This is a genomic window from Frankia sp. R43, from assembly GCF_001306465.1.
Taxonomy (GTDB): Bacteria; Actinomycetota; Actinomycetes; order Frankiales; family Frankiaceae; genus Parafrankia; species Parafrankia irregularis.
Genome location: NZ_LFCW01000004.1, coordinates 179,239 through 203,710 on the forward strand (window position 1 = coordinate 179,239; position 24,472 = coordinate 203,710).

Annotated in this window: 18 protein-coding genes; 5 read left to right on the top strand and 13 right to left on the bottom strand. The window is 70.0% G+C overall.

The window, feature by feature from the left end:
- The first annotated feature begins 195 nt into the window (after nt 1-195).
- The 4 genes from ACG83_RS18210 to ACG83_RS18225 all read left to right on the top strand — a co-directional run bounded on the left by ACG83_RS18210 (nt 196) and on the right by ACG83_RS18225 (nt 6,011).
- Nucleotides 196-1,449, top strand: coding sequence for an HNH endonuclease signature motif containing protein (locus ACG83_RS18210; RefSeq protein WP_054567426.1), 1,254 nt, complete (start codon nt 196-198; stop codon nt 1,447-1,449).
- Between the two features lie 97 nt (nt 1,450-1,546).
- Nucleotides 1,547-2,896, top strand: coding sequence for a hypothetical protein (locus ACG83_RS18215; protein ID WP_054567427.1), 1,350 nt, complete (start codon nt 1,547-1,549; stop codon nt 2,894-2,896).
- Nucleotides 2,893-4,317 carry an acyl-CoA reductase gene (locus tag ACG83_RS18220; protein WP_054567428.1) on the top strand — a complete coding sequence of 475 codons (1,425 nt, stop codon included), beginning with the start codon at nt 2,893-2,895 and terminating at the stop codon, nt 4,315-4,317. Before ACG83_RS18215 ends, ACG83_RS18220 begins: the two co-directional genes overlap by 4 nt.
- 158 nt (nt 4,318-4,475) lie before the next feature.
- Nucleotides 4,476-6,011 carry an MFS transporter gene (locus ACG83_RS18225; protein ID WP_054567429.1) on the top strand — a complete coding sequence of 512 codons (1,536 nt, stop codon included), beginning with the start codon at nt 4,476-4,478 and terminating at the stop codon, nt 6,009-6,011.
- Between the two features lie 37 nt (nt 6,012-6,048).
- On the opposite strand, the gene ACG83_RS18230 is transcribed toward ACG83_RS18225, so the two are convergent.
- From ACG83_RS18230 to ACG83_RS18290, 13 genes are all read right to left on the bottom strand, one after another.
- The gene (locus ACG83_RS18230; RefSeq protein WP_054567883.1) at nt 6,049-6,801 is read right to left on the bottom strand and encodes an SDR family NAD(P)-dependent oxidoreductase; all 753 of its coding nucleotides are present in this window, start codon (nt 6,799-6,801) and stop codon (nt 6,049-6,051) included.
- A 47-nt stretch (nt 6,802-6,848) separates the two neighbouring features.
- The gene (locus ACG83_RS18235) at nt 6,849-7,688 is read right to left on the bottom strand and encodes a TauD/TfdA family dioxygenase (RefSeq protein ID WP_054567430.1); all 840 of its coding nucleotides are present in this window, start codon (nt 7,686-7,688) and stop codon (nt 6,849-6,851) included.
- A 52-nt stretch (nt 7,689-7,740) separates the two neighbouring features.
- A complete protein-coding gene (locus ACG83_RS18240) occupies nt 7,741-9,489 on the bottom strand; it encodes a class I adenylate-forming enzyme family protein (protein WP_054567431.1) in 1,749 nt (582 codons plus the stop codon).
- Nucleotides 9,490-9,494: 5 nt separating this feature from the next.
- Entirely contained in the window at nt 9,495-10,718 is a 1,224-nt protein-coding gene (locus ACG83_RS18245) for a MaoC family dehydratase N-terminal domain-containing protein (protein WP_054567432.1), read from the bottom strand.
- An 18-nt stretch (nt 10,719-10,736) separates the two neighbouring features.
- Nucleotides 10,737-11,720 carry an MDR family oxidoreductase gene (locus ACG83_RS18250; protein WP_054567433.1) on the bottom strand — a complete coding sequence of 328 codons (984 nt, stop codon included), beginning with the start codon at nt 11,718-11,720 and terminating at the stop codon, nt 10,737-10,739.
- A gap of 258 nt (nt 11,721-11,978) precedes the next feature.
- Nucleotides 11,979-13,397 carry an aldehyde dehydrogenase family protein gene (locus tag ACG83_RS18255; RefSeq protein WP_054567434.1) on the bottom strand — a complete coding sequence of 473 codons (1,419 nt, stop codon included), beginning with the start codon at nt 13,395-13,397 and terminating at the stop codon, nt 11,979-11,981.
- Between the two features lie 70 nt (nt 13,398-13,467).
- On the bottom strand, nt 13,468-15,174 hold the full coding sequence (locus ACG83_RS18260; RefSeq protein WP_054567435.1) for a thiamine pyrophosphate-binding protein: 1,707 nt from the start codon (nt 15,172-15,174) through the stop codon (nt 13,468-13,470).
- Between the two features lie 78 nt (nt 15,175-15,252).
- The gene (locus tag ACG83_RS18265; protein WP_054567436.1) at nt 15,253-16,176 is read right to left on the bottom strand and encodes an SDR family NAD(P)-dependent oxidoreductase; all 924 of its coding nucleotides are present in this window, start codon (nt 16,174-16,176) and stop codon (nt 15,253-15,255) included.
- Nucleotides 16,177-16,216: 40 nt separating this feature from the next.
- Nucleotides 16,217-18,043: an NAD(P)/FAD-dependent oxidoreductase gene (locus ACG83_RS18270; RefSeq protein WP_054567437.1), complete on the bottom strand. Its 1,827-nt coding sequence runs from the start codon at nt 18,041-18,043 to the stop codon at nt 16,217-16,219.
- Between the two features lie 70 nt (nt 18,044-18,113).
- On the bottom strand, nt 18,114-19,511 hold the full coding sequence (locus tag ACG83_RS18275) for an SRPBCC family protein (RefSeq protein WP_054567438.1): 1,398 nt from the start codon (nt 19,509-19,511) through the stop codon (nt 18,114-18,116).
- 66 nt (nt 19,512-19,577) lie between these two features.
- On the bottom strand, nt 19,578-20,429 hold the full coding sequence (locus ACG83_RS18280; RefSeq protein ID WP_054567439.1) for an SDR family NAD(P)-dependent oxidoreductase: 852 nt from the start codon (nt 20,427-20,429) through the stop codon (nt 19,578-19,580).
- A gap of 8 nt (nt 20,430-20,437) precedes the next feature.
- Nucleotides 20,438-22,039 (bottom strand): SMP-30/gluconolactonase/LRE family protein, encoded by a 1,602-nt coding sequence (locus ACG83_RS18285; protein WP_054567440.1) that lies wholly within the window; start codon nt 22,037-22,039, stop codon nt 20,438-20,440.
- Between the two features lie 95 nt (nt 22,040-22,134).
- Nucleotides 22,135-23,418: a cytochrome P450 gene (locus tag ACG83_RS18290; protein ID WP_369812898.1), complete on the bottom strand. Its 1,284-nt coding sequence runs from the start codon at nt 23,416-23,418 to the stop codon at nt 22,135-22,137.
- Between the two features lie 381 nt (nt 23,419-23,799).
- On the opposite strand from ACG83_RS18290, the gene ACG83_RS18295 reads away from it, so the two are divergent.
- Nucleotides 23,800-24,408, top strand: coding sequence for a TetR/AcrR family transcriptional regulator (locus tag ACG83_RS18295; RefSeq protein WP_054567441.1), 609 nt, complete (start codon nt 23,800-23,802; stop codon nt 24,406-24,408).
- The last annotated feature ends 64 nt before the right edge of the window (nt 24,409-24,472 follow it).

Below are 24,472 nucleotides of genomic sequence, written 5' to 3' on the forward strand. Positions count from 1 at the left end.
CGACCGCACAACCCGCGGCCAGTTGGGTCGACTCGGGTCGCCGCCTGCGGCGCGGAGGCTGTTGGCGTCCTCCGCGGTACTCCCTGTGGTCTCCACGCGCAGCGCCCGTTCCGGCAGGCTTCGACCATCGATAATCGAACATGTGTTCGCGATCCGCCGGGCACACGGGTTCGGTTCGGGCGAGGTGAGCACGCCATGCCAGCACCCACACGTTCGAGCGAAGCATCTGGCGCATCCCGGGTGCGGGACGCGGCCGCGGCCTTCGACGACCAGGTTCGCGACCTGCTGTCCCGGATCGGCGTTCAGGCCGCGGCGCTGGCCGCGGCCCACGCCGGAATGCTGCGGCTGCTCGCCGAGTACGCCGGGCTGCGACCGTCGGCCGAGGCCGACCCGCTGTTCTCGTTCGACATGTTCGCCCCGGAGGAGCTCGCCGGCGTGCTGCGGGTATCCGCCGCCACCGCTGGTGGGCAGATGGGTTTCGCCTTCTCCGCGGTGCGGCGGCTCCCCCGAGCGATGCAGGCACTGGAGGACGGCATCCTCGACCTGCAACGTCTGCGGTCGTTGGAGACCGCAGCCAGCCCCCTCACCGACGAGCAGGCCAGCCAGGTCGAGGAGCAGGTCCTGGCCGGCGGGCCGCGACGCAACCGGGGCGCGTTCGGTGCCGCCTGCCGTCGCGCCGTCCTCAACGTCGACCCTGGCGGCGCCGCCGAGCGTGCCACGGAGCGTCGCAAGGGCCGTCACGTCCGGCTCCACCCCGGCGACGACGCCACCAGCACCCTGTCCGCGCTATTGCCCGCGGAGGACGCCGCGGCCTGCGACAACCAGCTCAACCAGATCGCCGATGAGATCATCCGTACCCGCGATGCGGACGACCAGCGCACCCGCGACCAGATCCGCGCAGACACCCTCGTCGACCGCATCACCGGCCGCACACCGCTGCGCCCGCTGCCCTGCGACGTCCAGGTCATCGTTCCGATCACAGCCCTGCTCGGGCTGGGCGAGGAGCCCGGTGAGATCCCGGGCTTCGGTCCCATACCTGCCGACATCGCCCGGGACCTGGCGATGCGCCCGACCTCCACCTGGCGGCGCATGCTCGTCGACCCGCAGGGGGCGCTGATCGAGGTCGCCGACCGGCGCCACCCCAGCCCCGCCCAGGTCCGGCATGTGCGTGCCCGCAACCGCATCTGCGTCCACCCCGGCTGCACCCGCCGTGCCACCCGCACCGACACCGACCACACCACGCCCTACGCCGCCGGCGGGCCCACGATCGTCGACAACCTCGGGCCGCTCTGCCTCAAACACCACCGCCTGCGCCATCACCCCGACCGTCCCTGGATCGTCCGCCAGCCACGCCCCGGCACGTTCACCTGGACGAGCCCACTCGGCACCAGGTTCACCGTCCACCCGCACGACTACATCACCGGCGAGGAACACCTCCCGGCCGGCTGAGACCCCCCTCCGCAGGCCGCGCGACAGCCCGGACCTTGACATCAGAAACTAGACCCACGAGTCTAGTAAAAACGTTCCGGAAGGGAGAGGGCCCAGGGTGAGTGCGGCAGTCGAGCGTCTGACAGGGCTGGTCCAGTCGGAGGAGCGCTTCGCGATCCCGTACGCGGATCTCCGCGAGACGCAGGTCGAGGCGATGAACGAGCTGTTCCAGGAGCGCCGGGAGCGGATCCGGTTACTCGCGTTCCGCGCGAAGGAGGCGGGCATCAGCGAGATCCGCTCCCGGGCGGACGCGGTCGGGCTGCTGTTCCCGCACACCGCGTACAAGAGCTACCCGGAGAGCTTCCTGAGCGAGCGGAGGTGGGATCGGCTGGGCAGGTGGCTCGGCACCGTGTCAGCACACCCGCTCACGCCGATCGACACCTCGGACGTCGTCGACATGGACGACTGGATCGCCCGTTACGAGGCGGTGGGGCACTACATCTCATGTTCGAGCGGAACGACCGGCAAGTCCGCGATGATGATCGCCTCTGAGCAGGACATGGCGTGGTCGCGCCTGGACACGGTCGGCGTCTTCGCGTGGGGATCCGGAGTGCGACCCGAGCGTGACCGCAGGATGATCGGCATCGCGCCCACCGCCGCCGTCGCCAAGAACCTCAACGCGCGCGACGCCCAGCAGGCCGCGTTCGGTGACCCGCGCCTCGAACCGTTCACGCTGCCCATGCCACCGATCACGATCGGCCAGATGACGAAGATGGTCGTCCTGCGCAAGGCGATCGCGGACGGCACCGCCCGACCGGACGAGATCGCCGACTTCGAGGCGACGTCGCGGGAGCGCGAGCAGACACTCCAGACCGCCTACGTCAAGGCCGCCGAGCACGTCGTCGCATCCCGCGCGGACAAGCTGTACCTCGCCGGCATGTGGAACGCGCTGTACCTCGTAGCCGGAATGGTGCGCGAGATGGGCTACAGCGGCTCGGACTTCAACCCGGACAACTGCATCTACGTCGGCGGCGGTCTCAAGCGGGCCAAGCTCCCACCGGACTACCAGGAGTACGTCTACGAGACCTTCAACATCCCCGCCGGCCGCAGGTTCCAGATGTACGGCATGCAGGAGCTGAACTCGGGCATGCCGCGCTGCGCCGCTGGTGGCCGCTACCACGTGCCGCCGTGGGTCGTGCCGTTCGTGCTCGACTCCGATGGCGACGTTCTGCTTCCGCACGAATCGGGCGAGGTGCAGGGCCGCGCGGCGTTCTTCGACCTGTCGCTCGACGGCCGGTGGGGCGGCGTGGTGACCGGTGACCGGATCTCGCTGGACCTCGACCCGTGTGCCTGCGGCAACGCGAGCCCCAGCGTGCGGGACGACATCACCCGCTACGCCGACCTCGAAGGCGACGACAAGATCGGCTGCGCCGGCACCGTCGACGCCTACGTCCGGGGGCTGTCATGACGACCACCGAAACCAGCCCGGCAACCGCCGCAAAGGCCACCGAGGTCATCCGGGTCGATCACTTCGTGCGGGGGCGGGTGGTCCCCGGCGGCGCGGTGCACTACCGGTCCCGTGACCTCGGCGTCGAGTTCGCGACGCCCGAGATCGTGCTCGACGACCTGGTGACGCCGCGCCGGGAGCTGCCACCGCTGCTCGACGTGCCGATCGAGGAGATCATCGACTTCCTCGTCGCCTGCGGTGAGCGCCTGGTACTGGAGGAGAACGCCCACCTGCAGCGGGCTGCGGATCTCATCGCCGCCACCAACCCGCTGCCGCGCCGGGTGATCGAGAACCTGTTCCGCTCCGCACGCCTGCGGCTGACGAAGCGGGCGCTGTGGTCCAGCATCGAGACCAACTTCGCCAACCCGGCGGCGCTCGACGGCTGGGTCGAGCGGACCGACCACCACGGCCAGCACGGCGCGCTACGTGCCTTCCCACCCCGGATGATCCACATGCTGGCCGGCAACTCGCCGACCGGCTGCATCTCCTCGATCGCGCAGGGCGCGCTCGTCAAGGCGGTCAACGTCTTCAAGATGCCCTCGAGCGACCCGTTCACCTGCGTCGCGATGCTGCGGACGATGGCCGAGGTCGACCCCGACCATCCGGTCGTGCGGTCGATGTCCGCGGTGTACTGGCGTGGCGGCGACGAGCGGATCGAGCGGACGCTCTACCGGCCGCAGTTCTTCGACCGGATCGTCGCCTGGGGCGGCGGCGACGCCATCAACAACGTGATCAAGTATCTGGGGCCGGGGCTGCAGCTGGTCTCGTTCGACCCGAAGACGTCGATCTCGATCCTCGGGCCGGAGACCTTCACCTCCGACGCCGTCATCGACGCGGTCGCCGAGGCGGCCGCGGTCGATGTTTCGGTCTTCAACCAGGAGGCCTGCCTGGCCAGCCGCTTCATCTTCGTCGCGGGTGAGCGCTCCGGCATCGAGACGTTCTGCGCACGACTGCAGTCGCGCCTCGGGGTGGACCGCGAGACCGCGTCGGAGACGGCGCATCCGCTGCCTGGCGACCTGCGCGACGAGATCCAGATGCTTCAGGTGCTCGACGACGAGGTCAAGGTGTGGGGTCGCCCCGACGGCCGCGGCCTGGTGGTGCTGACCTCCGACCCGGTGGAGTTCCACCCGAGCAACAAGACGGTCAACGTCGTGCACCTGGACTCGATCGACCAGGCCGTCCGGTTCGTGAACGTCGCGACCCAGACCATCGGCATGTATCCGCCGGAGCTCAAACGGGCGATGCGCGACCGGCTCGCCAGCGCGGGAGCCCAGCGGGTGGTGCGCATCGGCGGCGCCGCGAAGCACGTGGAGGGCGGCCCGCACGACGCGATGTTCCCCCTCCAGCGCTTCGTGCACTGGATGTCGGACGAGGACGCCTGAGAGGCAGGAAACCAGACAGACCAGCAGACATACCAGCAGGGCGGATACCTAACCGGATGCCCGACATATCGGTTTGCCTCTAGGCTTGCTTGCGCGAAGGTCGGCGGTCCAGCTGGTCGGTGGTCCACCAGCGCCGGCCATGAAGGTGAGCGATCCTCGTGGGTTCCAGCCAGGCCGCCCCGGTCCAGCCTGTCTCCGACGCCTCCGTCCGGGCGATTGTGCTGGCGCTCGCCGGTGCCGGCGTCGTCGTCACGATCATGGGCACGGTCATCGTGCCGCTTATCCCGACGCTGCCGGCGCTGTTGCACACCTCGTCAGCGGCGGACGCCTCCTGGGCGATCACCGCGACGCTGCTGGCCGGGGCGGTCGCCATGCCGGTGGCGGGGCGGCTCGGTGACCTGCACGGAAAGCGGCGGGTGCTCATCGCCTGCACCTGGGTGATGGTCGTCGGCTCCTCGATCTGCGCGCTCACCAGCGCGCTGGTACCGGTGACCGCCGGGCGGGCGTTGCAGGGCGTGGGGATGGCGGCGGTCCCGCTCGGCATCAGCATCATGCGTGACGTTCTGCCGCCAGCCCGGCTGCCGGGCGCGATCGCCCTCATGAGCTCGTCCTTCGGGGTCGGCGGCGCGCTCGGCCTGCCGATCTCCTCGCTGATCGCGCAGGCCGCCGACTGGCATGTGCTGTTCTGGCTGTGCGCCGGCTCCGGGGCGGTGTTCGCCGTGCTGGTACGGGTCGTGGTTCCCGAGTCGCCGGTGCGGGCGGTCGGGCGGTTCGACATCGTCGGCGCGCTCGGCCTCACCGCGGGGCTGCTCGCCATGCTGTTGGCCATCACCAAGGGCAGCAGCTGGGGCTGGGGCAGCGTGACGACGCTGTCCCAGCTCGGCACGGCCGTCGTCGTGCTCGTCCTGTGGGGCGCCTTCGAGATCCGAGTAGCCGCGCCGCTGGTCGATCTGCGGGCAAGTGCCCAGCGGCCGGTCCTGCTGACCAACCTGTGCGCGCTGATCGTCGGCTTCGCGATGTACATCATCACCCTGGTCGCGCCCCAGGTGCTGCAGCTGCCCGGGGGGACCGGCTACGGCCTCGGACAGTCGATGCTGGCCGCCGGCCTGTGGATGGCGCCTGGAGGGCTGGCGATGATGGCCATCGCACCGCTGACCGCGCGGCTCACCGCCGCGCGCGGACCGAAGGTGACCCTGCTCCTCGGCACGGGGGTGATGGCCGCCGCACATGTCGGCGGCCTCGGGCTGCTCGGCTCCCCCGTCGGAGTGACGGTGTTCAGTCTGGTGAACAGCTGCGGCGTCTCGTTCGCCTATGCGGCCATGCCGGCGCTGATCATGGGTGCTGTACCCCCCTCGCAAAGCGCGTCCGCCAACGCGCTGAACAGCCTGTCACGCGCGATCGGGATGTCGACGGCGAGTGCCGTCGTCGCGGTCGTTCTCGCCCACCTGACAGTCCCCCTCGGCACCGCCACCGCACCGTCGCTGACCGGGATCAGGGTGTGCCTGGCCCTGGGGGCCGTGATCGCCGTTGTCGCCGGTCTGGTCGCTCTCACACTCCCCACGGGCGCCGGCCAGCGCTCCCTCCGGACTGGTTCCGCGGGGCCATCGGGACCTGCGGCATCCACCGGGTCTGGCGGGTCCGTTGGACGGCCCACGGCCACCGACGACCCCAGCCCCACCTCCGTGACCGCCTAGCTGGCGTTGAGAGGCGGGGCTGGGGCGCAGGCCTGGGTCAGGTGTTGCGGCCGCCGTTCACACCGAAGACCTGGCCGGTGATGTAGCCGGCCTCCTCACGAACGAGGAACGCACACGCCGCCGCGACGTCCTCCGGCTGGCCGATCCGGCCGACCGGGGTCTTCGCGGTCTGCTGCTCGACGTTCATCACGCCGTTCTTCTCCGCGTCGCGCAGCATCGGGGTGTCGATGAAGCCCGGCGGGATCGTGTTGACGGTGATGCCCCGCGGGCCGAACTCGAGCGCGAGGACCTTCGTCAGGCCCACCACCCCCGACTTCGCCGAGACGTAGGCGCCCAGCCTCGGGGAGCCGCTGTGGACGCTGGACGAGGAGATGTTCACGATGCGCCCCCAGCCCTCCTCCAGCATGGCGGGGAGCACCGCCTGGCAGCAGTGGAAGACGCTGTCCAGGTTGATGGAGATCGACCGGCTCCAGGTCTCGAAGCTGAGGTCGAGGAAGGGGCTGGCCGGTGTCATACCGGCGTTGTTCACCAGGATCGTCGGCCGGCCGAGTTCGTCACGGGTCCGCTCGACCCCGGTGTCGATGGCGGCCCGGTCCGTGACGTCGACGGGGTAGCCGCGGGCCCGGCCACCGGCGGCCTCGATCGAGGCCGCCGCGGCCGCGGCGGCCTCGCCGTCGATGTCGAAGATCGCGATGCTCGCCCCGTCCCGGGCGAGCCGGCGGGCGATCGCCAGCCCGATCCCCGAGGCGCCGCCCGTGACGATGGCCGTGCGCGCGCGCGCCGTGTCCACGTTCGCCGTGTCCACGTTCGCCGTGTCCACGTTCACTGTGTCCACGTTCACTGGATCGGCTCGTCGCCGGCGAGGGTCGTCCGGTACATCCGGCGGGGCACGTCCGGATCGAACGGGCGAACGCGGTGGACCAGGCCGCGGTTGTCCCAGATCACCATGTCGCCCTGCTTCCAGGTGTGCTGGAGCACCCGGTCCGATGTGGTGGCGCGCCGCTCCAGCTCGTCAAGCAGCGCCCGGCCCTGCGCCTCCTCCATGCCGGCGATATGGGACGTCGTCGACCCGAACACCAGGGAGCGACGCCCGGACTCGTGCCGCCACACCAGCGGGTGCTCCTTCGCCGGGCGTTTCGCCCAGTCGGCCCGCTGCTCCGGGGTCGGATTCGGGTAGGCCGGCCGCAGGATCGCCTCCAGCGTGTGAATGACACGCAGCCGGCCGAACTCCTCCTTCTCCTGGGCGGAAAGGCTGTCGTAGGCGGCGTAGGTACTGGCGAACTCCGTCTCACCGCCGCTGTCGGTGACCACGCCGCCGCTCATCACCGAAGCCTTCGGCGGATTGCCCGGATCGAGCGCCCCGTCGATGTGCCAGGCGGTGTTCCCGCGGAAATAGTCCGACCGCGGGTTCGCCGGATCCCAGTTGATCTCCATGATCTCCGGGAAGTCCAGCGGCGGCGTCTTCGGAAAAGACAGCAGCTCGCCGAGCCGCCGGCAGAACGCGACCTGGGTGGCATAGTCGAGGTTCAGCTCGCGGAAGAGCAGAACGCCATGCTCCTCCAACGCCTCCAGGCATGCCTGGGGCAGGTCCTCGTCGTGCAGCAGGCGATCCGCGTCGGCGTCCAGGACCTCCGCCCCGACGTACTCCCCCAGCTTCTCGGTGACCAGAGCAGCCATCGTCACGGCTCCTTTCTCAGAACACTCCCGAATCCAGAGAACTCCCGCGCTTCTAAAGAACTCCCGCGCTTTCCAGGCGGCCCGCGGCCAGCTTGCGCAGATCAGCGGTCTTCACCTTCGCGGTGCCCGTGAGGGTGATGTCGGCCTCGTCGAAGAAAAGGACCTGGCGCGGGACCTTGTAACTCGCCAGCCGCTCCCGCAGGAACCCGCGGATCTCCTCCGCGCTGACATCCGCGCCGTCGTGGAGAACGACGCAGGCGACCACCATCTCGCCGAGGGTCTCGTGCGGCACGCCGACGGTGAGGCCGACCTTCACCCCGGGACAGGATTTCAGTGCCTCGTCCACCTCACGGGGCGACACGTTGGCACCGCCGGTCTTGATGATGTCGTTCAGCCGGCCCTTCCAGAAAAGCAGGCCGTCATCGTCGAGATAGCCGCCGTCGCCGGTCCGGAAGTAGCCTTCGGCGTCGAGGGTCTCGTCCAGCGGGATGCCGAGGTAGCCGAGCATGAGCGTCGGGCCCTTGACGCAGATCTCGCCCTGCTCGCCGCGCGGCAGCACCTGGCCCGTCAGCGGGTCGACGATCTTGACGGTCACCCCGGGCAGGGCCGGGCCGCTGCTGTCCCGGTGCGTCTCGGGCGGGGTGTTCGCCGGGAAGCAGGTGGTGAGCGTGAAGGTCTCGGTGTTGCCGTAGGCGTGGCCCGGCTCGTGCCAGTTCGCCGACACGGTGGGGTGGCGGGCGAGCGCGGTGGCGGCGTCGACGAACCGCATGGCGCTGAGGTCGACGTCCTTCCAGTTGGGCGCCGATTCCAGCTGCGCCCACTGGTGCGGCCAGGCGAACGGGAAGTTGACCCGCTCCACCTGCATGAGCTCCAGCGACTCCTCGGGGACCATCGTCGCCTGCAGGACGACCGACCCACCGGTGGAGAAGGTGGAGCCCAGGACCATGCCGAAGTTGCCCGACCAGAAGAAGCCGTTGGCGGCCCAGCTGCGGAGGTCGTCCGACGGCTCGAACCGGTACATGCGCCGGAACCGCCACAGCTGGATGGCGATGCCCCGGTGCGAGTTCAGGATGCCCTTCGGCTTGCTGGTGGTGCCGGAGGAGAAGAACAGCGCTGCCAGATCGCTGGGTGCCACCGACGCCGCGGTCGCCTCCACCAGCTCCCGCGGCTCGTCACGCCCGTGGGCCAGGAAGTCCGCCCAGGACTCGATCGCGCCACCCGCGCCACCCACCGCACCCGTCCCGCCGGCTGCGCCCGGCCCACCGATCACGGCGAGGCGGCGCAGGAACGGGAAGCGGGCGGACTGCAGCTCGCCGGGGAGGGCCTTGCCGATCTCCGGCTCGAGCTCCGTCAGCACGGCCGCGAAGTCCTTCTTCACCACCATCTGCTCGAACAGCAGCACCGACGTCCCGGAGACCTGCAGCAGGTGCTCGAGCTCGGCCGCCGTCGAGAAGGTGCTGAGCACGACGGCGACCCCGCCGGCGAGGGTGACCCCGAAGACCGCCGAGATCCATTCCGGGCGGTTCGTCATGAGGACGCCGACCCGGGAGTCCTTGCCGGCACCGACGGCGCGCAGGGCGCTGGCGACCTCGACCGCGCGGTCCCACAGCTGGGTGTAGGTCCAGCGCTCGACACCGTCGGCCGTGCGCCACACCAGGGCCTCGCGGTCACCGTAGGTCGCGGTGACCTCCCGGAGGAAGCCGGGCAGGGTCAGCGACCCCAGGCCCGGCTCCTCGGCCAGCGGCGGACCCGAAACGACGGACGGTAACCAGGTGGAGTCGTTCGCGTTCACCGTGGTCATTCGGCTCAGTCCCCGGTGACTTCGCGCTCGGCGGCGTACGGGAGCTCGACCTCCGCGGTGCAGTCCACGAGCAGGACGCCCTCCTGGTTGGTCAGGCGCAGCCGCACCTGGACCAGCGGGACACCCCAGACGGAGCCCTCCTCCTTGCCGACGACCTCGGCGTCGAAGTAGGTGACGTCCCCTTCGAACGCCGGCCCGCGGAAGCTCGCCCTGGTGTGGCGGACCATGCCCTCGTGGCCGGCCCAGTAGGCGAGGTAGTCGGTGCACCAGGCGCCCATCGTGGCGCCGTAGCCGTAGGCGCGGGCCATGCCGACGTCGCTGGCGCGGTCGGCGTCGATGTGGCCGCGCGACGGGCCGACGTAGAGGCCGTCCCGAAGCCGCGGGTCGATCTTGGCGCCTTCCTCGTCGAAGCCGAAGCCCTCGGTCCAGCCCGGGTCCTGGTAGACCCAGGGGTCCTCGATGCCGGGCGGCGCGACCCAGCCGAAGGTGCCCCAGATGTTGAACAGGAACGCCCGGTACTCGGTGGTGAAGCTGGCGATGCTGTGCGGGCCGATGACGCGGCGCGGCAGCACGTCGCCGATCTTCACCTCCTCGAACGCCGGGGACACACCGTCCCGGTTCGACAGCAGCCAGGAGTGACGCAGCTTGTCGATCTCGGCGAGCTCGGTCTGCGTCCAGCGCTTGATCTCGCCGAGCTGGCTCTCGTACATGCCACGCTTCTCCGCCTCGGCGGCGAGGTAGCGGATGGCGGTCGAGCGCTCGCGGGCGACCAGGTCACCGACCTGGTTGTGGTGCACGGTGTCGCCGCGGGAGAACATCGTCGGCCCGGCGAACTTGGTCTCGGCGACCTTGTAGTCGTGGAACCGGCGCTTCTGGTAGAGCTTGTCGCCGACCCGCACCCGGGTGCCGTAGAACCACCACTCCTCGCCGCCGAAGATCAGGTGGCTGCCGGGGATGTAGCCCACGCAGGCCGGGGCCGCGCCGTGGCCGTAGTCGAGCCCGACGGCGATCGACTGCGGCGCGATGATCCCACCGAACTTGGTCTTCTTCGCGAACTGCTCATCCCAGTGCAGCGGGTTCGGGTAGTCCATCGCCATCACCCAGCGGCGGATGTCGCTCGCCTGGCACGGCTCCCACAGCTGCCCGCCGCCGATGGGCTTGCCCACCCGGTGCTCGACGTCGGTGAGGTCCAGTTCGAGGGCCTCGGGGTTCTCCAATGCCTCGCTCATGCTCTGCGTGCTCCCCTGCTACCGGTTGACGTCGACGACGATGCGGCCGCGGACCTTGCCGTCGAGCAGCTGGTCGGCGGCGGCGATGACGTCACCCAGCGCGATCTCCTCGGCGATCAGCTCCAGCGCCTTCGGGTCCAGGTCCGCCGCGAGCCGCGACCAGGCGGCCAGGCGCGGAGTGGACGGCGCCATCACACTGTCGATCCCGAGCAACGACACCCCGCGCAGGATGAACGGCGCGACCGAGGCGGGGAAGTCCATGCCCTGGGCGTTGCCGCAGGCGGCGATGGCACCGCCGTAGCGGGTCTGCGCGGTGGCGTTGGCCAGGGTCTGGCTGCCGACGGTGTCGACGACGCCGGCCCAGCGCTCCCTCTGCATCGGCTTGCCCTTCTCGGACAGCTCCGCGCGGTCCAGCACCGTGACCGCACCGAGCTCGGCGAGGTAGTCGGCCTCCGAGGCCTTCCCCGTCGCCGCCGCGACCTTGAACCCCGCCTTGGTGAGCAGGGCCACCGCGACGCTGCCGACGCCGCCGGTCGCGCCGGTCACCAGCACCTCGCCCTGCTCGGGACGGACGCCGAACCTCAGCAGGGCGTCCACGCAGAGACTCGCGGTGTAGCCGGCGGTGCCGATCGCCATCGACTGGCGGGGGGTGAACGCGGACGGCAGCGGCACCAGCCAGTCGCCCTTGAGGCGGGCGCGCTGGGCGAGGCCGCCCCAGTGCGTCTCGCCGACGCCCCAGCCGTTGTGCACGACCCGGTCGCCGGGCTTCCAGGCCGGATGCGAGCTGTCGGTGACGACGCCGACCAGGTCGATGCCGGGCACCATCGGGAACTTCCGCACCACGGGCAGCTTGCCGGTGATGGCCAGGCCGTCCTTGTAGTTCAGCGTCGAGTACTCGACCTCGACGGTGACGTCGCCTTCCGGAAGCGCCGCCTCGTCCAGGCTGGTGACGCTGACGGACTGACCGGACTCACCCTTTTCGATGAGGATCGCAGAGAACATCGGAGAACCCAAGCCCTTTCTCACAGGTTAGCCTTCTCCGCCGCACCGCCCACGGACCACGGTCAGCGATGCCGCGGTTCCGGGTCGACGACGGAAAAGGCTGAGCGTTTGCGTGACCCCCGCGACGGGGGCACGTTTCAGTGCCGCACCACACCATCGGCGCCGTGCCGCGGGTCTTCCCACGGCACGGCGCGCGTTGTCCGGCCCTGCCCGTCCCTCACGCTCACAAGAGACGAAGCGAAAGGAGCGGCAGGGCGCCTACTGATAGCCGACGATTGCCTTGGTCTCGAGGTATTCGTCGAAGGCGAGCGGGCCCCATTCACGGCCGTTTCCGCTCTTCTTCACGCCGCCGAAGGGGGCACCGAAGTCGAATCCGTCGTTGATCACGACCCAGCCGACCTGAAGCCTGCGGGCCACGGCACGGGCCTGGTCGAGGTCCGCCCCGGCGACGGCGCCGCCGAGGCCGTACTCGGAGTCGTTGGCGATCTCGACCGCGTTGTCGACGTCCGTGTATCCGAGGATCGTCAGCACCGGCCCGAAGATCTCCTCGCGGGCGATGGTCATGTCGTTGTCGACGTTGGCGAAGACGGTGGGCCGGACGTAGAAGCCCTTCGCCAGGCCGTCCGGGCGCCCGGTGCCGCCGGCGACGAGCGTCGCGCCCTCGTCGATGCCCTTCTGGATCAGTGCCTGGATCTTGTCGAACTGGGCGCCCGAGACCACCGGGCCGATGGCGACGTCGGTGGTGGGGTCACCGACCGTGGTCGCCTCGGCAGCCGCGCGCGCGACCGCGACGGCCTCGTCCATCCGGGACGCCGGCACCAGCATCCGCGTCGCCGCGCTGCAGGTCTGACCGGAGTTGAGCATCACGCCGGCCACGCCCTTGCCGACGTTCTCGGCGAAGGCGTCGTCGTCCAGGACGATGTTGGGGCCCTTGCCGCCGAGCTCCTGGGTGACCCGCTTGACCGTGGGGGCGGCGTTGCGGGCGATCTCGATCCCGGCGCGGGTGGAGCCGGTGAAGGAGATCATGGCGACGTCCGGGTGGACCGACAGCGGAACTCCCACACCGAGGCCGTCGCCCTGGACGAGGTTGAACACCCCGGCCGGGACGCCCGCGGCGTCGAGGATCTCGGCGAGGATCTGCGCGGTGAACGGCGAGTTCTCCGACGGCTTGAGCACGGTGGTGCAACCCGTGGCCAGCGCCGGGATGAGCTTCACCAGGATCTGGTTCACCGGCCAGTTCCACGGCGTGATCAGGCCACAGACCCCGATCGGCACCCGTGCGATCAACGAGGGGCCGCGGACCTCCTCGAACTCGAACGTCTTCAGGGCCTCGATCGCGGTGGTGAGGTGGCCGGCACCGAGACCCATCTGGAAGCCGCCGGCGAGCGCGGCCGGTGCTCCGATCTCCTCCGTCAGCGCCGCGGCGAGATCCGGGATGCGCTTCTGGTAGATGTCGAGAATGTTTTCCAGCAGGGCGATCCGCTCTTCGCTGGTGGTCGCCGACCAGCCCGGGAACGCGGCCTTCGCGGCGGCGACGGCACGGTCGACGTCCGCGGCGGAACCCGCGGCCACCTTTCCGGCGACCTCTTCGGTGGCGGGATTCACCACGTCGAAGGTTCCGGACTGGGCCGGGTCAACCCATTCCCCGCCGATGTAGAACTTCAGTGCTTCACGCATAACCGGACGAACCCCTCTCCTGAGCCTGAAGTATGCGAACGGCCATCATAGGGATGATGTGTGACGCTCGTCACTGGGTGCCTTCCGCATACCAGGTGCGGAACTCGTCGTAGCTCGGCATTTCCTCCGAGTTCGCCTTCGGATCGACGGCGACGTGGATGACGGCCGTCTTTCCGCTGGCGTAAGCGCGCTTGATGGCGGGCGCGATGTCCTCGTCGCGCTCGACGTACTCGCCGTAGCACCCGAAGCCCTCGGCGACCTTGTCCAGGCGGGTGTTCGTGCTCCAGTGGGTGCCTGTCTCCAGCGAGCCCTGGCCGAAGGTCCGCTTGTAGACGCCGACCTCCAGGCCCCAGGCGTAGTCGACGGCGACGACGCAGACCAGCGGCAGGTTGAGCCGGGCGGCGGTCTCCAGCTCGGCGATGTGGAACTGGAAGGAGGAGTCGCCGGTGATCAGCATCATCGGCCGCTTGCCGCCGGCCGCGACGCCGGCGCCGACGGCGTAGGGCAGGCCGGTGCCCAGGTGGCCGAAGTTCTGGTTCCACATCACGTCGTTCGGCTTGGCCTGCGAGTAGGTCCAGCCGAAGATCGTGGTCGCGCCGCCGTCACGGACCATGATGCCGTCCGACGGGAACGCCTTGGTCGCCTCGACGATCAGGCGGGCCGGGTGCACCGGGGACAGGCCCGACGGCGCGGTCTGGGCCAGCTCCGCGAGCCGGTCGGCGTCCTGCTTGATCCACTCCGCGAGTTCCGGCGTGGCGGTGCGCGGGGTGTCCTTCAGCGCCTCGACCAGCTGCGGGACGATCGCGCGCAGGTCACCGACCAGTGGGACGTCGATCGGGCGGTTGACGCCGATGGCCTCGGGGTCCTGCTCGATGAGGATCCAGGTGCGGTTCGCCTCGTTCGCGAGCCAGTGCCGGCCCCGCCCGTAGTGGACGGGCTCGCCGAGCTCGGTGCCGATCGCCACCACCAGGTCGGACTTCACCACCGCGTCGACCGCCGACGGCGAGAAGCCGTAGGGGAAGGTGCGGTCCTCCAGGCCCCTGATGTACGAGGTGCCGCCGGAGGTCTGGATGGCGGGGGCGGCCATCAGATCCGCCAGCGCCTTCACCGACTCTCCGGCCCGCGCCGTGTGCACACCGTGGCCGACCAGCAGGATCGGCTGGCTGGCGGCGCGGATGGCCGCGACGGCGGCGTCGATCCGGTCCTGGCCGGCGGTCTGGTTGACCAGGCGGTAGGCCGAAGGAGGCAGCGGCGCGGGAACATCGAGCTCCTCCAGGATGACGTGGGAGGGGTATTCGATGTAGACCGGGCCCGGAGTGCCTGACAGGGCCTTGCGCAGGCCCTCCCGGATCACCTCGTCGGTCTGGTCGGCGTACTCGATGCTGGCGTTGTACTTCACCGACGGATCGAACAGCTCGGCCTGCTTCACGAACTGGATGCGGCCGCGGCGGACCCGCTGCTCGGTGATCCGGGCCCGCTGCCCACCGAGGAAGATGACCGGCGAGTTCTCGACCTTGGCGCACATCATCGCGCCGGCGAGGTTCGCCACACCCGGGCCGAGGGTCCCGATACACACCGAGGCCTTGCCGGTCATCCGCGAGACCGCCTCCGCCATGAAACCGGCGGACTCCTCGTGATGCGGCGCGACCACGTTCCAGCCGCGCTCCTCGGCGAGGTGGAACATGTGCACGAAGTTCGGGTCGGGAATGCCGAAGATGGTGTTGATACCCTCGGCCTCGAAAAGGTCGAGAATGCGCTCGTAGACTTTCACACCCATTGGTAGTCAGGGGGCCGGGCCGGTCGTCGACGACCGGCCCGGGATCCCCTTCCCCCTTTCAGTAAGTCCGTCTTGCAGTCAGTCCGTGGGCGCGGTTGCGGTCGCCATCGCGAAGCTCCGCACGATGTGGTCGACATGGGCGGACGGGACGACCGGGAGAACCCAGGGGTCGCTGCTGTCCCGGATCTCCTCGATCCGCTCGGCGACCTGGTCGATCGTCCAGGACGGCTGGTACACCCCGGGGGTCTCCGCGACGAACGCGCGGGCGATCCGTCCCGCGATCGCCACCAGCAGCTCGGCGGTGATCGAGCAGGACTCGTGCGCGAGCCACCCCACCACCGGGGCGACGAGCTCCGGGCCCATGGGCGGGTAGGCCGAGGTGTCGATGCCCTCGGCCATCCGCGTCAGCGCGCCGGGGACGATGGCGTTGCAGGTGATGCCGTGCTCGGCGCCCTCTAGCGCGGCGACGTTCGTCAGCCCGATGATGCCGGCCTTGGCGGTCCCGTAGTTGGCCACCGCCTTGTTGCCGTACAGCCCCCCGATGGACGAGGTCAGCACGATCCGGCCGTAGCCGGCCTCGGCCATCACCGGGAAGGCGGCCCGGACCACGTGGAAGGCACCACGCAGATGGACGTCGAGCACCGCGTCGAAGTCCTCGTACGTCATCTCCGTCAGCGGCGCGTAGCGCACGTTGCCGGCGTTGTGGATCAGGATGTCGATCCGGCCGTAGTGCTCGAGCGCCGTCTGGATGATCGCCTGGCCGCCCTCGGCGGTCGCGACCGAGTCCAGCGAGGCGACCGCCTCGCCGCCGGCGGCGATGATCTCCTTGACGACCTCGTCGGCGGGCCCGTTGTCGGCCCCGTCGCCGCGCATGGTTCCGCCCAGGTCGTTGACGACGACCTTGGCCCCCCTGGACCCGAGCAGCAGCGCATAGGCCCGGCCCAGGCCCCGGCCGGCGCCGGTGATCACCGCGACCCGACCGTCAAAGCGCAGTTCCGACATCAGTGCTCCTTCCTGACGCGCATGGCGAGTGCTGGCCCGGTCACTTGTCGAGGACGAGGCCTTCGAGCTCACCGGTGTCGCGCCAGGCCTTGAACAGGTCCTCCAGCACGTAGAAGCCGGGCCAGTAGGGGTCGCCCAGATGCGAGCGGCGCTTCTTCTCGCCCTCGCTGTTGTAGTAGCCGGGCGTGCATTCCCGCTCGAAGTTGCTGTTGTCGATCGCGCCGGCCCGGATGGTCGAGACCCAGGCGTCCTGCGCCTCGAGGGTCGGCTCCACCGAGGTGGCGCCGCGCTCGAGCGCGGTGGAGATGACGTACGCGATGTGGTCGGCCTGCTGCACGAACATCTGCGTCGTGCTGGCGGTGACGCCGCCCTGGACGAACCCGGTGAAGAACTGGTTCGGGAACCCGTGGGTCATGATGCCGTGCAGCGTGCGGTAGCCCTCGCCCCAGTTGTCGTAGAGCGAGAGGCCGTCCCGGCCGGCGTACGGCGCGATGCCGAACCGGCGGTCGAGGTCGGTGGTGATCTCGAAGCCGCTGGCGAAGACGATGAGGTCGACCTCGTACTCGACGCCGTGCGCGACGAAGCCCTTCTCGGTGATCCGCTCGACGCCCTTCGTGTCGGCGACGTCGATCAGGGTGACGTTCGGGCGGTTGAACGTCGGCAGGTACTGGTCGTTGAAGCAGGGCCGCTTGCACAGGAAGCGGTAGTACGGCTTGAGGATCTCGGCCGTCGCCGGGTCCTCGACGATCTCGTCGATGCGCGCGCGCAGCCGCTCCATGACCTGGTAGTCGACGGTCTCCCGCAGCTCCACGAACTTCGCGGGATCGGCGAGCGCCGCCCAGCCGCTGGTGGCGTCCAGATGCGCGGCCAGGTTGCGGCTGATCTCGGTCCAGCCGTCGCAGACGAGATCCGGCTGGCCCGGCCCGAAGGCCTCGAACGCGGCGGTGTGGAAGTTGCGCTGGCGCTCGGCCTGCCAGCCGGGCTTCAGCGACGCGGCCCACTCCGGGTCGGTCGGCACGTCACCGCGCTCGTCGATGGACGACGCCGTGCGCTGCAGGACGTACAGGTGCTCCGCCGCCTTCGCGATGTGCGGGATGACCTGCACACCGCTGGCGCCGGTGCCGACGACCGCGACCTTCTTGCCGGCGAGCCTGTCCAGCCCGCCGCTGAGGGTGCCACCGGAGTACTCGTAGTCCCAGCGGGCGGTGTGGATGGTGTGCCCGGTGAACGTCTCCAGCCCGGGGATGCCCGGCAGCTTCGGCTTGTTGAACGGCCCCTGGCACATGACGACGAAACGCGCCAGGATCTCGTCGTCCCGGTTGGTGCCGATCCGCCAGCGCCGGATCTCCGAGTCCCATTCCAGGGAGCGGACCAGGGTGTGGAAGATGGCCTTGTCGTAGAGGCCGAAATGCTTTCCGATGCGCTGGCAGTGCTCATAGGCCTCGTCACCGAAGGCGTACTTCTGCTTCGGCATGTAGCCGGTCTCTTCGAGCAGCGGCAGGTAGCAGTAGCTGTCGGTGTCGCACTGGATGCCCGGGTAGCGGTTCCAGTACCAGGCCCCGCCGAAGTCACCGGCGTGCTCGATGATCCGGACGTCCTCGACGCCGGCCTGCCTGATCCGGGCCGCGGCGATGAGGCCGGCGAAGCCACCGCCGAGGACGGCGACCTCGATCTCCTCGGTGATCGGCAGCCGCGGCACGACCGGCATGTACGGGTCCGCGGTGTGGAACTCCTCTAAACCGCCCTCGGCGACCAGGTACTGGTGCTGGCCATCGGTCCGCAGCCGCCTGTCCCGCTCGTGAAGGTATTTCGTTCTGAGGGCTTCCTGGTCGATCTCGGGCGTCTCGGTGGGAGCGCACTGGGACATGCGAGGTCCTCGGTTCGTGATATCGGTGACGCGGTGAGGTGGCTTTGACGGCGCGGTTCTGGACGAGGTTCTAGGTGAGCGGGCGCGGTTCGCCGGTGCCCATGTAGCGGGCCAGGTTGTGGTGCAGGTTCACCACGGTGCGCTCGCGGTACGGGTTCGGCTTCGGCCCGGTGAAACCGGCGGTCTTCATGCCCCGCTGGATCGCGGCCATGTTGGAGAAGTCCTGCGGAAGGACGGTGCGCCAGCCCGGGTCGTCCGGCGGGGTGAACTCCCACTCGGTCGCCGGTTCCTCGCCCTCGGGGAACAGCTCGTAGACGGCCGCCTCGAAGATGCACTTGTCCGGGTCGTAGCCGTAGGGCCGGGCGCTGTAGCAGAGCATGTTGTTCAGCGCGTGGCCGATCTGGAAGTTCGGGAAGATCTGCCAGGCCGTCCCGCTGGCGCCCACCGCGGCCGGTTCGACGGTCGGCCACACCACACCGCGGGCGGCGTCCTCGGCCCGGGCGGTGGCCAGCCAGTGCTGGAGCACCTCGGCCGGCGGGGTGCCCTCCGGCAGGTCGTCGGCCAGCCGGTTCGCGACGTCGACGAGGGTCTTCGTCGTGTTGGTGTTGGCGTTCTCCCAGGTGAAGTTCTGCAGCTCGGCGGTGGACAGCCGCGCGTCGGCACCGCTGCCCACCCGCAGCTTCGCCTGGTTCTCGTCCATGTTCTTGGGCGCGTCGTACCCGATGTTGCTGTGGATGCCCTGGGCCCGGGACCAGCCGAGGAAGGCACCGAAGCTCATGAACTCCGGGTGCGTGTACGGCACGTGGTAGGTCTCCATGAAGGCCTCGAGGGCGACCTTCCAGTTGCAGTCGAAGACGAGCCACCTGCGCCACCGGAACCGCATGTTCTGCAGCTGGAACGGGTCGAGCAGGGTGGCCGCGGGCTCCAGGTACTCCCGCAGCGGGCCGGCCTCGGGATCCAGGTTGATCCACAGCCAGCCGCCCCAGGTGTCGACCTTCACCTCGGGCAGCCGGGTGTTCGCCTCGGTCAGGCCGCACTTCCAGTCGTCGCGCTCGGCGATGAACGTGTTCTCGCCGTCCAGGTTGTACCGCCATCCGTGGAACCCGCAGACCCACTGCCGCTTGCGGCCGCGGGCGTCGTGGGCACCCGGCGCGACGTCGACCAGCGGCCGGCCCCGGTGCGAGCAGACGTTGTGGTAAGCGCGGATCCGGTCCGGCGCCGTACGCACGATGATGATCGAGTCGTCGAGGATCTCGTAGGTGAGGAAGTCGCCGACCTTGGGGATCTCCTCGACCCGGCCGGCCTGCTGCCACACCTTGCGCCACAGTCTGTCGCGCTCGGCGCGGGCGTACTCCGGTGAGAGGTACGCCTCCACACCGATGGTGAGCGGCTCCGAGAACCGCTCGGCCGCCGGCGCCGGGGGCACCGCTGCGCCCGGTTCCTGGATGTTCTCGACGGTTTCCGTCATGACATTTCTCCAACCCGCGTGAGGAGATAGTCGGTTTACCAAAGGGGTGATCGTCGGTTGCCGGTACTACGGGCGCGTGATGGCGGCGCGGAAGTTCTCGTCCTTGAGGAAGAGGGACGTGTTGTCGGCCCCGAGATGGGTCCACTTCAGGTTGAGGCCGCCGTCCACCAGAATCGTCTGGCCGGTGATGTAGCTCGAAAGCTCGGAGAGCAGGAACAGGATCGCCGAGGCCTGCTCCTCGGGCCGCGCGCGCCGGCCCATCGCGATGGCCCGGAGGTCACGCTCCGGGTCCTCGTCGACGTAGGTGCCCGAGGCCGGGGTCGCGGTCACGCCGGGGGCGATCGCGTTGACCCGGATGTTCTCGGCGGCCAGTTCCACGGCCAGGGTGCGGGTCGCGGCGACCAGTGCCGCCTTCGCGGTGCCGTAGGCGATGTGCAGCGGCGCGGAGTTCATCCCGCTGATCGAGGAGAGCGACACGATCGAGCCGGGGCGGCCCGCCGAGCGCAGCCGGGCGGCGACCGCCTGGCTCATGAAGAACATCGTCTCCAGGTTCCAGGCGAACAGATCCCGCCAGTCCGCGCGGGTAACCCGGGTCGCGGGCATCCAGGTCGCGGGCCCCGCGCCGCCGGCGATGTTGACCAGGCCGTACAGGTCACCGCTGGCCTGCTCGGCCGCCGCGAGGGCGGTGGCGATGCCCTCGTCGGTGGCGGCGTCGGCGGCGACGGGGATGACCGCGAGGCCCTCGTCCGCGAGCGGGGCGACATGGGTGTCGAGGTTTTCCTGGGAGCGGCTGACCGCGACCACGGTCGCCCCGGCGGTGGCGATCAGCCGGGCCACCGAGGTGCCGATGCCGCCGCCGCCCGCGCCGGAGACGATGACGACGCGGCCGTCCAGGCCGAAGAAGTCCTTGTCCGTCATGGCGCCGGTCAGCCCGCGTGGGTGAGGGCCAGCACGCTGCCCTCGGCGTCGGCGGAGACGTACAGCGTGCCGTCGGGCCCGGCGTCGATGCCCGCGAACGGGCCCTGCGGGCCGGAGAACGGCTGCATACCGCGCAGCGGCTTGGGGATCACGCCGGCCGGGGCGCCGAGCGGCAGGTTGCCGGCGATCGTCTGCCGGTCGTTGCCACTGAGGTCGGTGCTGATGAGCTCCTTGCTGCCCGCGTCGACGATGTAGAGCCGGCCACCGCGCACCAGGATGCCCTGCGGGTCGGACAGGCTGTCGACCACCGGTTCGACCTTGGAACCGCTGATCGCGACGACCCGGCCCGCGCCCGACTCCGAGACGAGCAGCGTGCCGTCGGGGGCGAAGGCCACGCCGAGCGGCTTGGACAGGCCGGAGGCCGCGACCTCCTTCTGGCCGCCGGAGCGGACGAGCAGCACCTCGCCGGTGCCGAAGTCGGCGGTGGCGATGACCCCGGTCGCGGCGACGGCGACACCGTAGACCTGGTCGAGGCCCTCGGCGAGGATCTCCGACTCCTGGCTGGCCGGGCGCCAGCGCACCACCGTGCCGCTGGCGGTGCCGACGATGAACTCGCCCCCGCCGACCGCCTGGACGCTGCGCGCGAAGCCCGGGTAGTTCGGCGTGAACAGCATGCCGAGCGTCTGCAGCCCGCCGCCGCGGGGCAGCAGGTAGAAGAAGGTGCCGTCGGCGACGTAGAGGTTGCCCTCGGCGTCGACGGTCAGGTCCAGCGGCCAGGTCAGCCCGCCGGGCAGCGTCGTGCGGGTCTCGCCACCGCCGAGGATCTCCGTGATCTCACCGGTGAATCTCGAGACGAACAGCCGGTCCCCGACGAAGGTGCAGTTGTCCAGGCCCGGCTCCAGCTGGGCCAGCACGGTGCGGTCGCCGTTGCGCGGGTTGATCCGCAGCACCTGGCCGCTGTGGACCTGGGTGGAGACGATGAAGCCCTCGGCGTCGAACTTGACCGAGTCGGGGACGCCGAGGTCGCCGGCGACCCGCTCCGGCTCTCCGCCGTCGGGGTGGATCCGCCAGATGTCGTTGGTGCCCATCACCGGGTAGTACAGGAGGCCGTCCGGGCCGACCTCCATCGCGTTGGGCATCGCCAGGTCCTCGGCCAGGATCCGGGGCGCGCCGCCGGCCAGGTCGAGCTCCATGAGACGTCCGCCGATGCGGCACTCGTTGATGAACAGCCGGCCCTGATGGACCGTGATGCCGTTCGCACTGGGCAGGTCGTCGCGCAGTACCCGGCTCCGGCCGTCGGCGCCGCGGACGCTGACCCGCCCGTCCATGACCTCGGTGGCGTAGAGGTTGCCGTCCGGGCCGAAGGCGAGGTCGTCCGGGGCGATGATGTCGCCGCCCTTGGCGCTGATGGTCTCCAGCGCTCCGGTCTCGACGTCGAGGGCACTGATCTGGCTACCGGTCACCTGCGCCACGTAGACCCGGCCGTCGGGGCCGGTGCGCAGTCCGTTGGCGCCGAACAGCCGGCTCGGCGGAGTGAGCCGTTCGAAGCTCCACCCGTCGGCGAGGCTGATGGACGTGGAACTGGTGTAGCGCGCGCCTGATAACGACATTTGTGACGTACTCCCGGAAACCTCGTTGTCTGGGTGAGCACTTGCTTCGGGTTGCTGGTCTCGTCGCCTGCTGGTCTCGTCGCGTCGCCGGCGGGTCAGGCCGGGGTGAACTCCAGCTGCAGATGGGTCAGGCCGCGCAGGATGAACGTCGGTAGGTAGCGGTAGTTGCGCGCGTCGGCCGGGCCGTGCACGCGCTCGGAGATCCTGATGTCGCTGGTGCGGTCGAGCAGCCGCTCGATGCCGGCCCGTGCCTCGGCCCGGGCCAGCGGCGCGCCGGGGCAGGAGTGGATGCCACGCCCGAAGGCGATGTGCTGACGGGCGTTCGACCGGGAGACGTCGAAGGTGTCGGGGTCGGCGAACCGCTGCGGATCGCGGTTCGCGGCGCCGTTGACCACCATGACCGTGGTTCCCGCCGGGAGGTCGACGCCGCCGACGGTGACCGGGACGCGGGAGAGCCGGAAGTCGCCCTTGACCGGGCTCTCCAGCCGCAGCGTCTCCTCGATGAAGTTCGGGATGCGGTCACGCTCGCGGCGCAGCAGCGCCTGCAGTTCGGGCCGCTCGGCCATCACCTTCAGCGCGGTGCTGACCAGCCGGACGGTCGTCTCCTGCCCGGCGGAGAAGAGATTGGCGGCGACCCGCACGACGTCGATCACCTCGGGGACCGTGCCGTCCGGGAACGTCGCGGTCGCCAGCCCCGTCAGGACGTCGTCGCGCGGGTCGCGGCGGCGGTCCTCGATGTAGGTGCTGAAGCGGTCGTAGAGGAACTGCAGCGGCGAGTGCGTCATGTGGTCGTCGCCGGTGGCGCCGACGCCACCGGTCTGCGGCCGGCGCTGCAGCCGGTCCATGAACTCCTCCTGGTCCTCCTCCGGCACGCCGAGCAGGTCCGCGATGACCAGCAGCGCGAACGGGCCGGCGAAACCGGTGATGAACTCGCCCTCGCCGGGCGGGAGGTAGGTGTCGAGCAGACGGTCCGCGAGCCGCCAGATGAACTCCTCGTTCTCCTTCAGCCGCTTCGGCGTGATCAGCCGCATGAGCAGCGCACGGTGGTCGGTGTGCACCGGCGGGTCGAAGGTCGGCAGCTGGTCGCTCATCGGGAGCTCGGCGCGGTGCCGCTCGATCAGCTCGGAGATGTCGTCGCCCACCAGCGGAACGGGGAAGCCCGGGAACGGGCCGGTCACCGAGATGCAGGACGAGAAGTGCTCGGAGTCGTGGAAGACCGAGACCGCCTCGTCGTAGCCGGTGACCATGACGACGCCGTGATGCGGCTCCTTGCGGACCGGGCACTCGTTACGCAGCGCGTGAAAGTACGGGTACGGGTCCTCGACGAGCTCGTCGCCCCGGAAGAAGTCGATGGCCTCGATGTCTTTCACCGTCTGCACCGCATCCCTTCGACACCGCCTGGCGGTGTGTCCTGCTGGCCGTGTCCTGCTGGTCGTGTCCTGCTGGTCGTGAAGGTGGGTCCTGCTGGTCGGGGAAGTGGGCGACCCCGGCGGTCGTTTTCTGGTCTGCTGTTGTCGGCGCACCGATGCCGGTGTGCTGGTCAGACTCGGGGCGGGCGCCCGGTGACAGGTGCCCGGCACCCCGGATCATCGCCCGGCGACCACCACGCCTCACCACGGTCCGCCCTGGGGCGTAGGGGATGTCGCATCGTGATCGGCCAGCCGTACGAACTAGGCCGTCACGATACGGACCGGCGGTCCACATCGGCAAGAGGTCGGCGGGAAGATCGTCCTCGTCAACCATGGAGAAGGGGGTGCAGGGTGACCGGACCGGAGCGAGCCGATGCTGCCCGTAACCGGGCCGCGATCCTGGCGGCGGCCGCGGAGCTGTTCGACCGCGACGGCGTCGAGGAGGTGTCGATGAACGACATCGCCCGCCACGCCGGGGTCGGCAAGGGAACGATCTTCCGGCGGTTCGGCGACCGCACGGCCCTGATCGAGGCGGTGCTGCTGCCCCGCGCCGCCGCGATGCGCCGGCTCGTCCACCACGGCCCGCCACCGGTGGGGCCCGGCGGTGAGCCGCTGGAGGCGCTGCACGCCCTGCTCGACACGCTGTTCGACTTCGTGTGGGCCAACCGCACCCTGATCCGCGCCCTCGAGCACCGGGTGCCGCACTCGTACTACGCGCATTCGTCGAGCCGGTACTGGCTGGACGAGCTTGCGCGGCGGCTCACGATCACGCACCCGCACGACGACACCGAGTACCTGACCCACATCCTGTCCACCGCGTTGCGGGCCGACGTCGTGGACTACCTGGTGTCCGTGCGCGGCATGGCCCTCGACCAGGTTCGCGCCGGGCTGCACCGGCTCGCCTTCCCCAGCGTTGCGCCGCCTTCCCTTGCCGATGTGGACCGCCGGTCCGTATCGTGACGAGCTGACCAGACGACCGGCAGGCGCAGGCGCAGGCAGAGGCACGGGCGCAGGCAGAGGCGCA

Excerpts from the sequence above, each read along its gene's own strand:
- ACG83_RS18265 (WP_054567436.1), bottom strand. The coding sequence starts at position 16,176 with ATGTCGGAACTGCGCTTTGACGGTCGGGTCGCGGTGATCACCGGCGCC.
- ACG83_RS18240 (WP_054567431.1), bottom strand. The coding sequence starts at position 9,489 with ATGACCACGGTGAACGCGAACGACTCCACCTGGTTACCGTCCGTCGTT.
- ACG83_RS18270 (WP_054567437.1), bottom strand. The coding sequence starts at position 18,043 with ATGTCCCAGTGCGCTCCCACCGAGACGCCCGAGATCGACCAGGAAGCC.
- ACG83_RS18255 (WP_054567434.1), bottom strand. The coding sequence starts at position 13,397 with ATGCGTGAAGCACTGAAGTTCTACATCGGCGGGGAATGGGTTGACCCG.
- ACG83_RS18235 (WP_054567430.1), bottom strand. The coding sequence starts at position 7,688 with ATGGCTGCTCTGGTCACCGAGAAGCTGGGGGAGTACGTCGGGGCGGAG.
- ACG83_RS18285 (WP_054567440.1), bottom strand. The coding sequence starts at position 22,039 with ATGTCGTTATCAGGCGCGCGCTACACCAGTTCCACGTCCATCAGCCTC.
- ACG83_RS18250 (WP_054567433.1), bottom strand. The coding sequence starts at position 11,720 with ATGTTCTCTGCGATCCTCATCGAAAAGGGTGAGTCCGGTCAGTCCGTC.
- ACG83_RS18245 (WP_054567432.1), bottom strand. The coding sequence starts at position 10,718 with ATGAGCGAGGCATTGGAGAACCCCGAGGCCCTCGAACTGGACCTCACC.
- ACG83_RS18275 (WP_054567438.1), bottom strand. The coding sequence starts at position 19,511 with ATGACGGAAACCGTCGAGAACATCCAGGAACCGGGCGCAGCGGTGCCC.
- ACG83_RS18210 (WP_054567426.1), top strand. The coding sequence starts at position 196 with ATGCCAGCACCCACACGTTCGAGCGAAGCATCTGGCGCATCCCGGGTG.
- ACG83_RS18260 (WP_054567435.1), bottom strand. The coding sequence starts at position 15,174 with ATGGGTGTGAAAGTCTACGAGCGCATTCTCGACCTTTTCGAGGCCGAG.
- ACG83_RS18220 (WP_054567428.1), top strand. The coding sequence starts at position 2,893 with ATGACGACCACCGAAACCAGCCCGGCAACCGCCGCAAAGGCCACCGAG.
- ACG83_RS18280 (WP_054567439.1), bottom strand. The coding sequence starts at position 20,429 with ATGACGGACAAGGACTTCTTCGGCCTGGACGGCCGCGTCGTCATCGTC.